We start from the raw sequence: 11,545 nt of genomic DNA, 5'->3' as shown, positions 1-11,545 counted from the left end.
ACCAAGGTCGCTCCCACTGGCTCTCCAATAGGATTTTCCTATGCTCGAACTGATCCTCGGCGGCGCCCGCTCCGGCAAGAGCCGCCTGGCCGAGCGGCTGGCCGCGGGCAGCGGCCTGGCCGTGACCTACATCGCCACCAGCCAGGCGCTGGACGGCGAGATGAGCGCGCGCATCCACCACCACCGCCAGCGTCGTCCGGCCGACTGGGGCCTGGTGGAGGAACCCCTCGAACTGGCCCGCGCCCTGCGCGACAATGCTGCCCCCGGCCGCTGCCTGCTGGTCGACTGCCTGACCCTGTGGCTGACCAACCTGCTGATGCTGGACGACGACACGCGCCTGGCCATGCAGCGCGATGCCTTTCTCGAGGTGCTGGCCGAGCTGCCCGGGCGCATCATCCTGGTCAGCAACGAGACCGGGCTGGGCGTGGTGCCGCTGGGCGAACTGACCCGGCGCTATGTCGATGAGGCTGGCTGGCTGCACCAGGCCGTGGCCGAACGCGCCGAGCGGGTGCTGTTCACCGTCGCCGGCCTGCCCATGCTGCTCAAAGGAGAGCCGCTATGACCGCTTCACCCTGGTGGCAGCAGACCTGCCGCCAGCCCGACGCCGCCGCCGAGGCCGCTGCCCTGGCACGCCAGGCGCAGCTGACCAAACCGCGCGGCGCCCTCGGCGCGCTGGAGGCGCTGGCCGTGCGCCTGGCCGCCCTGCAAGGGCGCGAGAGGCCGGCCATCGAGCGGCCGCAGCTGGCGCTGTTTGCCGGCGATCACGGCGTGGTCGCCGAAGGCGTGTCCGCCTACCCGCAGGCGGTGACCGCGCAGATGCTCGGCAATTTCGTCGCCGGCGGCGCGGCGATCAGCGTGCTGGCCCGCGAGCAGGGCGTGCCGCTGCGCCTGGTCGACCTCGGCACTATCGATACGTCGCTCGAGTTGCCCGGCGTGCGCCACCTGCGCCTGGGCGCCGGCACCGCCAACTTCGCGCTGCAGCCGGCGATGACGGTGGCGCAGTGTGCGGCTGCCCTGCAGGCCGGTCGCGACACCCTGCAGCAGGTGCTGGCCGAGGGCTGCGACCTGTTCCTGGCCGGCGAGATGGGTATCGGCAACACCAGCGCCGCCACGGCCCTGGCCTGTGCCCTGAGCGATCTGCAGCCGGCGCAGCTGACCGGCCCCGGTACCGGCCTGGACGGCGCCGGCGTGGGCCGCAAGCTGGCCGTGATCGAACGTGCCCTGGCCCTGCACCGGGAGCACCTTACGGACCCCGCAGAGGCCCTGCGCCGGGTCGGCGGCTTCGAGCTGGCGGCGCTGGCCGGTGCCTACCTGGCCTGTGCCCAGGCCGGCGTGCCGGCGCTGGTCGACGGCTTTATCTGCACGGCCGCCGCGCTGTGCGCCGTGCGCCTGAACCCCGGCGTGCAGCCCTGGCTGCTGTTCGCCCATGCCGGCGCCGAGCCGGGCCACGCCGCGCTGCTGGCTGAACTGGAGGCCGTCCCGCTGCTCGACCTCGGCCTGCGCCTGGGCGAGGGCAGCGGCGCGGCGCTGGCGCTACCCCTGATCAAACTGGCCTGCGCGCTACATGGCGGCATGGCTACCTTTTCTGAAGCCCTGGTTGAGGACAAACAATGACGCTTTCCCTGGACATGTTGCGCCACGGCGTAACCGATGGCGGCCCCGGTTTCCGTGGCAGCAGTGACGACGCCCTGACCGAGCAGGGCCGCCAGCAGATGCGGCTGGCCCTGGCCGGCAAAGGCGGCTGGGACCTGGTGATCAGCTCGCCACTGCAGCGCTGCGAGAGCTTCGCCCGCGAGTTTGCCGAGGCCAATGGCCTGCCGCTGCGCATCGAGGACGACCTGCGCGAGCTGCACTTCGGCGCCTGGGAAGGGCGCAACTCGGCGCAGGTGCTGCTCGAGGACCCGGAGGCGCTCGGCCAGTTCTGGAACGATCCCTATCACTTCACCCCGCCCGAAGCAGAGCCGGTACGCGACTTCGCCGCACGCGTGCTCGGCGCCGTCGAGCGCCTGCAGGCCGAGCTGGACGGCCAGCGCGTGCTGCTGGTGACCCATGGCGGCGTGATGCGCCTGCTGCTGGCGCGCGCGCGCCAGCTGCCGGAAAACCAGCTGCTGCAGGTGGAAGTGGGCTACGGCGCAATGCACGGCCTGCAGGTCGAGCCGGGTCTGCAACTGACCGAAGCCTGATGCTGCCAACGCCCGCGCTGATCGCCCTGCAGTTCCTGACCCGCCTGCCGGTGCGCCTGCCCGGCATGCCGGAGCCCGAGCAGATCGGCCGCTCGCTGCTCTGGTATCCGCTGGTCGGGGTGCTGCTCGGCGGCCTGCTGCTGGCGCTGCACGGGCTGCTGGGTGATACGCCGGCACTGCTCCAGGCGGCCATCCTGCTGGCCGTCTGGGTTGGCTTGTCCGGTGGCCTGCACCTGGACGGCCTGGCCGATACGGCCGATGCCTGGATCGGCGGGCATGGCGATCGCCAGCGCACGCTGGACATCATGAAGGACCCGCGCAGCGGGCCGATCGCCGTGGTCGTGCTCCTGCTGGTGCTGCTGCTCAAGTTCGCCGCCCTGGTGGTGGTGCTGGGGCAGGGCGCCTGGGCCGGTCTGTTGCTGGCGCCCTGGCTGGGCCGGGCGCTGCTGCCACTGCTGCTGCTGACTACCCCTTACGTGCGTGCCGGTGGCCTGGGCGCTGCGCTGGCCGAGCATCTGCCGCGCCAGCCACTGCCGTGGGTATTGGCTGTACATGCTCTGGCCATGCTGCTGCTGGGCTGGAGCGCAGTGCTGGCACTGGGCGCCGCCGTGCTGGTGTTCTGGCTGCTGCGCCGCGCATTCGTTGTGCGCCTGGGCGGCACCACCGGCGACACGGCCGGGGCCCTGGTCGAGCTGGGCGAGTGCGCGGTGCTGCTGGGCCTGGCGCTGCTCGGCTAGGCGGTCGCCGCCGGCCGGGGTGTATACTGCGCGGCGCCCGCCGCACGGTGGGCGGCAGTTTCCGCGGGATCACGAGTCCGGCGGCTCTTTCGACAGACAGGTGACCCCATGCCTTGCACTTGCCTTGCCCTCCGCCAGCCCCGGAGCCTTCGCTGATGTCCGAACATCTGCACACCGGCCCGCTCAAGCGCGGCCTGAAGAATCGCCATATCCAGCTGATCGCCCTCGGCGGCGCCATCGGCACCGGCCTGTTCCTCGGCTCGGCCGGGGTGCTGCAGAGCGCCGGGCCGTCGATGATCCTCGGCTACGCCATCGGCGGCTTCATCGCCTTCCTGATCATGCGCCAGCTCGGCGAGATGATCGTCGAGGAGCCGGTGGCCGGCTCCTTCAGTCACTTCGCCCATAGCTACTGGGGGCCGTTCGCCGGCTTCCTCTCCGGCTGGAACTACTGGGTGCTCTACGTGCTGGTGGGCATGGCCGAACTCACGGCGGTGGGCAAGTACGTGCAGTACTGGTACCCGGAGATTCCCACCTGGGCCACGGCCGCAGCCTTCTTCGTGCTGATCAACCTGATCAACCTGGTCAACGTCAAGGCCTTCGGTGAGACCGAGTTCTGGTTCGCCATCATCAAGGTGGTGGCCATCGTCGGCATGATCCTGCTTGGCGGCTACCTGCTGCTCAGCGGCGCCGGCGGCGAGCAGGCCAGCGTCAGCAACCTGTGGAGCCATGGCGGCTTCTTCCCCAACGGGGTGTCCGGACTGGTGATGATGATGGCCATCATCATGTTCAGCTTCGGTGGCCTGGAACTGGTCGGCATCACCGCCGCCGAGGCCGACCAGCCGAAGACGGTGATCCCCAAGGCGATCAACCAGGTGGTCTACCGCATCCTGATCTTCTATATCGGCGCGCTGACCATCCTGCTGTCCCTGTACCCCTGGGATGACCTGGTCAAGACCCTGACCAGCGGCGGCGATGCCTACGGCAGCAGCCCCTTCGTGCAGATCTTCTCGCTGATCGGCGAGGACACCGCCGCCCACGTGCTCAACTTAGTGGTGCTGACCGCCGCGCTGTCGGTCTACAACAGCGGCGTGTACTGCAACAGCCGCATGCTCTACGGCCTGGCCGAGCAGGGCGATGCGCCCAGGGCGCTGATGAAGGTCAACGCCCGTGGCGTGCCGGTGCTGGCCATCGGCCTGTCGGCGGCGGTGACTCTGCTCTGCGTGCTGGTCAACTACCTGGCGCCGCAGAGCGCGCTGGAACTGCTGATGTCGCTGGTGGTGGCCTCGCTGGTGATCAACTGGGCGATGATCAGCTACTCGCACCTGAAATTCCGTAAGGCCATGCGTGCCAAGGGCGTGGAACCGAGCTTCAAGGCCTTCTGGTTCCCCTTCGCCAACTACCTGTGCCTGGCCTTCGTGCTGTTCATCCTCGGCGTGATGCTGATGATCCCGGGCATCCAGGTGTCGGTGTACGCCATCCCGTTCTGGATCCTGTTCATCTGGGGCTGCTACCGCATCAAGCTGGCGGCGGCCAGGGGCTGAGCGGATCAGCTGGAAAAAAGCCCGGCACTGCCGGGCTTTTTGCATTCAGGGCTGCTGGCTCAGGGTGTTGGCCCAGCTCAGCAGCTGGATCGGCTCGCCCTCGTCCCAGATGCGTTGCCAGAGGGTCAGCAGGTGCTGGGGTTCGCCACGGCTGAAGGGCAGGCGCTCGACCTGCGGCAGCGGTTGCCAGCGGCCGTCGCGGCGCTCGGCGAAGACGAAGCGGAAGGGGTGGAAGCCGGTCATGCCCAGGCGCAGGTCGGTCACGATCAGCCGGTCGCCGATCTGGTCGTAGCGCAGCACGCCGTGGGTGAACCACTGCAGGCGCTGGTGCTGCGGCGAGTGGCGCAGCACCCTGGCCAGCTCGGCGCCGCGGGGAATGCGCTCCAGGCGCGGCGGCGCGTCGTCCAGCCAGCCGACCAGGGCCTCGTGGTAGTCGTTGCCCTCTATGACGATGACCCGCCACAGCAGGCTGTTGAACGGGGTCGGCGTGCTGAACAGGGCCTCGGCCTGGATGCCGCGCTGGGCCAGCACCTGCTCCACGCGCTGCTCGGCCATCCACTTGCCGGCGACGCTGAAGCCCAGGTACAGGCTGGACAGGCACAGTGCCGAGATCGCCAGCCACTGCGGCCGATCGCGCAGGCCGCGCCACATGCCGACGCCCACCGCCACCAGCAGCGGCAGGGTGTACAGCGGATCGATGATGAACACCGAGGACCAGGCCACCGGCGGCGGGGTGAAGGGCCACAGCAGCTGGGTACCGTAGCTGGTGAATGAGTCCAGCAAGGGATGGGTGATCAACACCAGCCACAGGGTCAGGAACAGTCGTCGCGCCGAATAGCCGGGGTTGGGACGCAGCTTGCGGATCAGCAGGGTCAGGACCAGGGCCAGGGCGCTGAGCACCAGCAGCGAGTGGCTGAAGCCGCGGTGGTAGGTCATGTCGGCCACGGCGTCGCCGTAGTCGATGACCACATCGAGGTCCGGCAGGGTGCCGAGCATGGCGCCGTAGAGCAGGGCGCGGCGGCCCTGCCAACGGCCGAGCAGGGCGCCCTGGAGGCTGGCGCCGAGTACTGCCTGGGTGATCGAGTCCATGTCGTCGCTCGCGGGGGGAAGTCCAGGCGGCTAACTTAGCGCCGCCTGCGGCGGGCGGCAGCCGGGAAATTCCGACGAAAGATTTCAGCCGCCTGCGGGGGTAAAGTGTGCGTATGCAACAGAGGAGCCTTGCGATGCATCCCCGCGTACTGGAAGTCACCCAGCGCCTGATCGAGCGCAGCCGCGCCACCCGCCAGCACTACCTGGCGCTGATCGCTGCGGCCGCTGCCCAGGGGCCGCAGCGCGGCAAGCTGCAATGCGCCAACTTCGCCCACGGCGTGGCCGGTTGCAGCAGCCACGACAAGCAGACCCTGCGCCTGCCCGATGCGGCCAACGTGGCCATCGTGACCGCCTACAACGACATGTTGTCGGCGCACCAGCCCTACGAGCGCTTTCCCGCGCTGATCAAGCAGGCGCTGCACGAGGTTGGCTCGGTCGGCCAGGTGGCGGGCGGGGTGCCGGCCATGTGCGACGGCGTGACCCAGGGCGAGGCGGGCATGGAGCTGAGCCTGGCCAGCCGCGAGGTGATCGCCATGAGCACCGCCGTGGCGCTGTCGCACAACATGTTCGATGCCGCGCTGTGCCTGGGCGTGTGCGACAAGATCGTCCCCGGCCTGCTGATCGGCGCGCTGCGCTTCGGCCACCTGCCGACCCTGTTCGTGCCGGCCGGGCCTATGCCCTCCGGGCTGTCGAACAAGGAAAAGGCTGCCGTGCGCGAGCGCTTCGCCGAGGGCAAGGCCAGTCGCGACGAACTGCTCGAGTCCGAGATGAAGGCTTATCACGGCCCCGGCACCTGCACCTTCTACGGCACCGCCAACACCAACCAGATGCTGATGGAAGTGATGGGCCTGCACCTGCCCGGCGCTTCCTTCGTCAACCCCGGCACGCCGCTGCGCGACGCCCTGACCCGCGCGGCAGCGCAGCAGGCGGCGCGTCTGACGCGCCAGGGTGGGCACTACCTGCCGCTGGGGCAGCTGGTCGACGAGCGTTGCCTGGTCAATGCGGTGGTGGCACTGCACGCCACCGGTGGCTCGACCAACCATAGCCTGCACCTGCCGGCCATCGCCCAGGCCGCCGGCATCCAGCTGACCTGGCAGGACATGGCCGAGCTGTCCGAGGTGGTGCCGACCCTGGCCCACGTCTATCCCAACGGCAAGGCCGACATCAACCACTTCCACGCCGCCGGCGGCACCGCGCTGCTGATCCGCGAGCTGCTCGACGCCGGCCTGCTGCACGAGGATGTCGCCACCGTGGCCGGTCCCGGCCTGCGTCGTTACACCGAGGAACCCTTCCTTGACGGCGAGCGCCTGGTCTGGCGCGCGGGCGCCACGGCCAGCCTGGACGAGAGCATCCTGCGCCCGGCGGCACGGCCGTTCTCGCCCGAGGGCGGCTTGCGCCTGCTCCAGGGCAACCTGGGGCGCGCAGTGATGAAGGTCTCCGCCGTGGCTGTGGAGCATCAGGTGGTGGAGGCGCCGGCGCGGGTGTTCCACGACCAGGCCGAACTGGCCGCTGCCTTCCAGGCCGGCGAGCTGGACCGCGACCTTGTCGCCGTGGTGCGCTTCCAGGGCCCGCGCTGCAACGGCATGCCCGAGCTGCACAAGCTCACGCCGTTCCTCGGCGTGCTGCAGGAGCGTGGCTATAAGGTCGCGCTGGTCACCGACGGGCGCATGTCCGGCGCCTCGGGCAAGGTCCCTGCGGCCATCCACGTCTGCCCCGAGGCTTGCGATGGTGGCCCGCTGGCGCGCGTGCGCGACGGTGACCCGATCCGCGTCGACGGGCGCACCGGTGAGCTTCGCGTGCTGGTCGATGCCGCCGAGTTCGCCGCCCGCGAACTTGTAGCGCCGCCGCCGCCGGCCAGCGGCAGCGGTCGCGAGCTGTTCGCCTTCATGCGCGCCGGGTTCAGCAGTGCGGAGCAGGGCGCCAGCGTGTTCTCCGCCAGCCTGGCGACGCTGCAATGAGCCTGGCATCGCTGCAGATACCGCTCGGCGTGCCGGGCTACCAGTACGACAGCGCCGCGCAGATGGCCGAGGCCCTGGCGCAGCGCATCGCCGAGGCCCTGCGCCAGGCGCTGGGCGAGCGGGGGCGGGCGCTGTTGCTGGTCTCGGGCGGGCGTAGCCCCGTCGCCCTGTTCGAGCGCCTGGCGCGCGAGCCGCTGCCCTGGAAGCAGGTGCTGGTGAGCCTGGTCGATGAACGCTGGGTGGCACCCTCACATCCCGACAGCAACGAGGCGTTGGTGCGCCGTCACCTGCTGCAGGGGCCGGCGGCCGAGGCCTGTTTCGTCAGTCTGTACCAGCCTGCGGCGAGCCATGCGCAGGCCGCCGAACTGGCCGAGGCCCGTCTGGCCGGGCTGCCGTCGGCCGACGTGTTGCTGCTGGGCATGGGCGACGACGGGCATAGCGCCTCGCTGTTTCCCGCCAGCCCCAACCTTGCCGAGGCCCTGCGCGAGGACTGCCCGCATCGGCTGCTGCCGATGCGCGCGCCGAGCGCGCCGGTCGAGCGCCTGAGCCTGACCCTGCCCCCCCTGCGCGCCGCGCGTCTGGCGCTGCTGGCCATTCAGGGCCAGCCCAAGCTGACGACGCTGGCCCGCGCCCTGCAACCGGGGCCGGCCGAGGAGCTGCCGATCCGCGCACTGCTGCGTCCGCCGTTGCAGATCCACTGGTGCCCGTAGCCCGGATGCAGTCCGGGGAAGCTGGTGACTCCGTCCCCGGATTGCATCCGGGCTACAGGGTTCGCCGGGTATCCCCTCTCCCGTTTACGGGAGAGGGTCAGGGAGAGGGGCTCTTTGTCAGCGATCACCCTCTCCCCCGGCTCCTCTCCCATGGCTGGGAGAGGGGAGCCAGTGGCCCGGATGCAATCTGCGATGGGTTGACCATTCGGTTGAAATTTTTTTCGTCCCCCTGTCGATCTGCTTGACTGTCGTTCGACCAATGGACAGACCCGCCACTGTGGCGGGCGCCAATCAGGGAGAAAGACGATGCGATTCATGGTGATAGTCAAGGCCACCGAGGACTCCGAAAACGGCGTGATGCCCAGCGAGGAGCTGCTGGCGGCCATGGGCAGGTACAACGAGGAGCTGGTCGCGGCCGGCATCATGAAGGCCGGCGAGGGCCTGCACCCGAGCAGCCGCGGCGTGCGCGTGCGCTTCTCCGGCGCCAACCGCAGCGTGATCGACGGTCCCTTCGCCGAGACCAAGGAGCTGATCGCCGGTTTCTGGCTGTGGGAAGTGGCTTCCCTGGCCGAGTGCATCGAGTGGGTCAAGCGTTGCCCCAATCCCATGCCGGGCGACTCGGAGATCGAGATCCGCCAGATCTTCGAGGCCGAGGACTTCGGTGCCGAGTTCACTCCCGAGCTGCGTGAGCAGGAAGAACGCCTGCGTGCCCGCATCGCCGCGGAATAGGAGAGCGCGATGAACATCCATGCCTACCTGATCTTCGACGGCCAGTGTGCCGAGGCCTTCCGCTTCTACGCCGAGGCCATCGGCGGCGAGCTGCAGCTGATGTCCTTCGCTGACAGCCCGGTCTGCGCTGACGTGCCGCCCGAGCACCGCGAGCGCACCATGCACGCCTGCCTGAGCCGCGACGGCCAGCTGCTGATGGGCTCCGACACCATGCCGGGACAGCCCTACGAGGGCATCAAGGGTTGCCACATCTCGCTGCAGGCCGAGGACATGGCCCTGGCCGAGCGCCTGTTCCAGGCCCTGGCGGCCGGTGGCCAGGTGCAGATGCCGCTGCAGCGCACCTTCTGGGCCGAGGGCTTTGCCATGCTCAGCGACCGCTTCGGCGTGCCCTGGATGATCAACTGCAGCGGCGATTGCCAGGTCTGAGCAAAGGCGGGGCGGCTTGCCGTCCCGCCGCGTCTGCGCCGCTTTTTTGCGCCGCATCTGCTGCTTTCGCCAGGGGGAGCGCGGCGCCTAGGCTTGTTCCAGCCACCACGAGGAGCCGCGCCATGACCCGCTTCGATTTCCAGGTGACCTGGGCCGACCTGGACCCCAATGCCCACCTGAAGAACTCGCGCTACCAGGACTACGCCGCCCAGGCCCGCTTCCTGTTCCTGGCCGGCGCCGGCTTCACCCCGCAGGCCTTCGCCGAGGCGAGGATCGGCCCGGTGGTGTTCGAGGACCGCATCGAGTACCGCAAGGAGTTGCGTCTGCTGCAGCCCTTCAGCGTGTCGGTACAGGTCGGTGCGCTGTCCGCGGACGGCAGCAAGTTCACCATGCTCAGCGAGGTGAACAACGCCAAGGGCGAGCTGTGTGCCCGCCTGACCACCAGCGGCGCCTGGTTCAGCCTGGAGACGCGCCGCGTCAGCGTGCCGCCGCCGGCGCTCAAGGCGGCCATGGAGGCGGCCGAGCGCAGCGAGGATTTCCGCTGGCTTTGACGCTATGCTGGGTGCCCATCCCTCGCGGCGCCCGTAGCCATGCTGGTGATTTCCAACTCAGTCCACCTGCCCGATGACGAGATCGAGCTGAGCTTTATCCGCGCCCAGGGTGCCGGCGGGCAGAACGTGAATAAAGTCTCCAGCGCCGTGCACCTGCGTTTCGACAGCCAGGCCTCTTCCTTGCCGCCGTTCTACAAGGAGCGCCTGCTGCAGCTGCGCGACAGCCGTATCACCGAAGGTGGCGTGGTGATCATCAAGGCCCAGCAGTACCGCACCCAGGAGCAGAACCGGCTTGACGCCCTGGAGCGCCTGGCCGAGCTGATCCGCAGCGCCGGCAAGAGCGAGAAGGCGCGCCGCCCGACCAAGCCGACTCTGGGCTCGAAGAAACGCCGCCTGGAGGGCAAGGCCAAGCGCGGGGCGATCAAGGCCGGGCGCGGCAAGGTGGACTTCTAGGGCCGCTCCGGCATAGCCTCGCAGCTAACTCCATCTCGCGAGCGAAAGGCCGGTCATGAGCGATCCCCTTCAGGCGGCGCAAGCCGACAGTGCCGTATACAAGACCCTGCTGGAGTCGACCCGGGCCATTCCCTGGAAGATCGACTGGCAGACCATGACCTTCGCCTACATCGGCCCGCAGATCGAGCAGCTGCTCGGCTGGCCGCAGCACAGCTGGATCAGCGCCAACGACTGGGCCGAGCGCATCCACGAGGAAGATCGCGACAAGGTGGTCAACTTCTGCATCGCCCAGTCGCAGTCGGGCATCGACCACGAGGCCGACTACCGCGCGCTGACCCGCGACGGCGACTACGTGTGGATCCGCGACGTGGTGCATGTGGTGCGCAACGCCGCCGGCGAGCCCGAGGCGCTGATCGGCTTCATGTTCGACATCAGCGAGCGCAAGCGCACCGAGGAGCAGCTGCTGGCGCTGCAGAAGCAGCTGGAGGAGTTCTCCTACAAGGACGGCCTGACCGGTATCAACAACCGACGCATGTTCGACTCGATCATGGAGATCGAGTGGAGCAACGCCCAACGCACCCGCCGGCCGCTGTCGCTGATCCTGCTGGATATCGACTTCTTCAAGCAGTTCAACGACCACTACGGGCATATCCAGGGCGACGACTGCCTGCGCCGCGTGGCCCTGACCCTCGGCCAGGCGGCGACCCGCCCGCGCGACTGCGTGGCGCGCTATGGCGGCGAGGAGTTCGTCCTGGTGCTGCCGGAAACCGATGCCCACTCGGCACAGAAGGTGGCCGAGCGCTGCCGTCGGCTGATCGGCCAGCTGCAGATTCCCCACGAGCAGTCCAACGTCGCCCCCCTGCTGACCATCAGCCTGGGCGTCGGCACCATAGTGCCGGAGGCGCAGGACTCGCCGCTGGCCTTCATCGAGGCGGTGGACCGCCTGCTCTACCAGGCCAAGCAGCAGGGCCGCGACCGCCTGCTGCATGGCCACTGTGGCAGCGGCGAGGCGGGGGCCTGCCAGGTGTAGGGTGGGTTAGTCGCCTGGCGGTGCGGCGGGTTGTGGCGATGGAGGCCGGCCTGCAGGCTCAGAGTAGCCCGGATGCAATCCGGGACCGCAGCGGCCTGTTTCCCGGATTGCATCCGGGCTACGGCCATGTGCCTGCGT

The 11,545-nt window shown here is 69.2% G+C and carries 13 protein-coding genes; 12 read left to right on the top strand and 1 reads right to left on the bottom strand.

What is annotated here, in order from left to right; translation table 11 throughout:
• Positions 1-40 precede the first annotated feature (40 nt).
• The 5 genes from cobU (at position 41) to DMO17_RS09115 (ending at position 4,461) form a co-directional block, all read left to right on the top strand.
• Positions 41-562, top strand: a complete 522-nt coding sequence (cobU, locus tag DMO17_RS09135; RefSeq protein WP_110682173.1) for a bifunctional adenosylcobinamide kinase/adenosylcobinamide-phosphate guanylyltransferase — start codon at positions 41-43, stop codon at positions 560-562.
• Positions 559-1,614, top strand: coding sequence for a nicotinate-nucleotide--dimethylbenzimidazole phosphoribosyltransferase (cobT, locus tag DMO17_RS09130; RefSeq protein ID WP_110682172.1), 1,056 nt, complete (start codon positions 559-561; stop codon positions 1,612-1,614). The genes cobU and cobT overlap by 4 nt, the downstream gene beginning before the upstream one ends.
• Entirely contained in the window at positions 1,611-2,183 is a 573-nt protein-coding gene (gene cobC, locus DMO17_RS09125) for an alpha-ribazole phosphatase family protein (RefSeq protein ID WP_110682171.1), read from the top strand. Before cobT ends, cobC begins: the two co-directional genes overlap by 4 nt.
• Positions 2,183-2,920, top strand: a complete 738-nt coding sequence (locus DMO17_RS09120; RefSeq protein ID WP_110682170.1) for an adenosylcobinamide-GDP ribazoletransferase — start codon at positions 2,183-2,185, stop codon at positions 2,918-2,920. The genes cobC and DMO17_RS09120 overlap by 1 nt, the downstream gene beginning before the upstream one ends.
• A gap of 152 nt (positions 2,921-3,072) precedes the next feature.
• Positions 3,073-4,461: an amino acid permease gene (locus DMO17_RS09115; RefSeq protein ID WP_110682362.1), complete on the top strand. Its 1,389-nt coding sequence runs from the start codon at positions 3,073-3,075 to the stop codon at positions 4,459-4,461.
• A 45-nt stretch (positions 4,462-4,506) separates the two neighbouring features.
• Here the strand turns inward: DMO17_RS09115 and DMO17_RS09110 are convergent, their stop codons facing one another.
• Positions 4,507-5,550 (bottom strand): metal-dependent hydrolase, encoded by a 1,044-nt coding sequence (locus tag DMO17_RS09110; protein WP_110682169.1) that lies wholly within the window; start codon positions 5,548-5,550, stop codon positions 4,507-4,509.
• A gap of 134 nt (positions 5,551-5,684) precedes the next feature.
• Here DMO17_RS09110 and edd point away from each other — a divergent pair, with 134 nt between their 5' ends.
• The 7 genes from edd (at position 5,685) to DMO17_RS09075 (ending at position 11,407) form a co-directional block, all read left to right on the top strand.
• Positions 5,685-7,508 (top strand): phosphogluconate dehydratase, encoded by a 1,824-nt coding sequence (gene edd / locus DMO17_RS09105; RefSeq protein WP_110682168.1) that lies wholly within the window; start codon positions 5,685-5,687, stop codon positions 7,506-7,508.
• Entirely contained in the window at positions 7,505-8,218 is a 714-nt protein-coding gene (gene pgl / locus DMO17_RS09100; RefSeq protein ID WP_110682167.1) for a 6-phosphogluconolactonase, read from the top strand. The genes edd and pgl overlap by 4 nt, the downstream gene beginning before the upstream one ends.
• A 306-nt stretch (positions 8,219-8,524) precedes the next feature.
• Complete coding sequence (locus DMO17_RS09095) at positions 8,525-8,947, top strand: YciI family protein (RefSeq protein WP_110682166.1); 423 nt, start codon at positions 8,525-8,527, stop codon at positions 8,945-8,947.
• Between the two features lie 9 nt (positions 8,948-8,956).
• A complete protein-coding gene (locus DMO17_RS09090) occupies positions 8,957-9,373 on the top strand; it encodes a VOC family protein (RefSeq protein WP_110682165.1) in 417 nt (138 codons plus the stop codon).
• A gap of 122 nt (positions 9,374-9,495) precedes the next feature.
• Positions 9,496-9,924 (top strand): acyl-CoA thioesterase, encoded by a 429-nt coding sequence (locus DMO17_RS09085; RefSeq protein ID WP_110682164.1) that lies wholly within the window; start codon positions 9,496-9,498, stop codon positions 9,922-9,924.
• 39 nt (positions 9,925-9,963) lie between these two features.
• Positions 9,964-10,377, top strand: coding sequence for an alternative ribosome rescue aminoacyl-tRNA hydrolase ArfB (arfB, locus tag DMO17_RS09080; RefSeq protein WP_110682163.1), 414 nt, complete (start codon positions 9,964-9,966; stop codon positions 10,375-10,377).
• Between the two features lie 55 nt (positions 10,378-10,432).
• The gene (locus DMO17_RS09075; protein WP_110682162.1) at positions 10,433-11,407 is read left to right on the top strand and encodes a sensor domain-containing diguanylate cyclase; all 975 of its coding nucleotides are present in this window, start codon (positions 10,433-10,435) and stop codon (positions 11,405-11,407) included.
• Positions 11,408-11,545 lie beyond the last annotated feature (138 nt).

It is taken from the genome of Aquipseudomonas alcaligenes (assembly GCF_003205495.1).
Lineage (GTDB): Bacteria > Pseudomonadota > Gammaproteobacteria > Pseudomonadales > Pseudomonadaceae > Aquipseudomonas > Aquipseudomonas alcaligenes_B.
The sequence above is the reverse complement of the archived record's forward strand: the minus strand, read 5'-3'. Positions and strand labels throughout refer to the sequence as shown.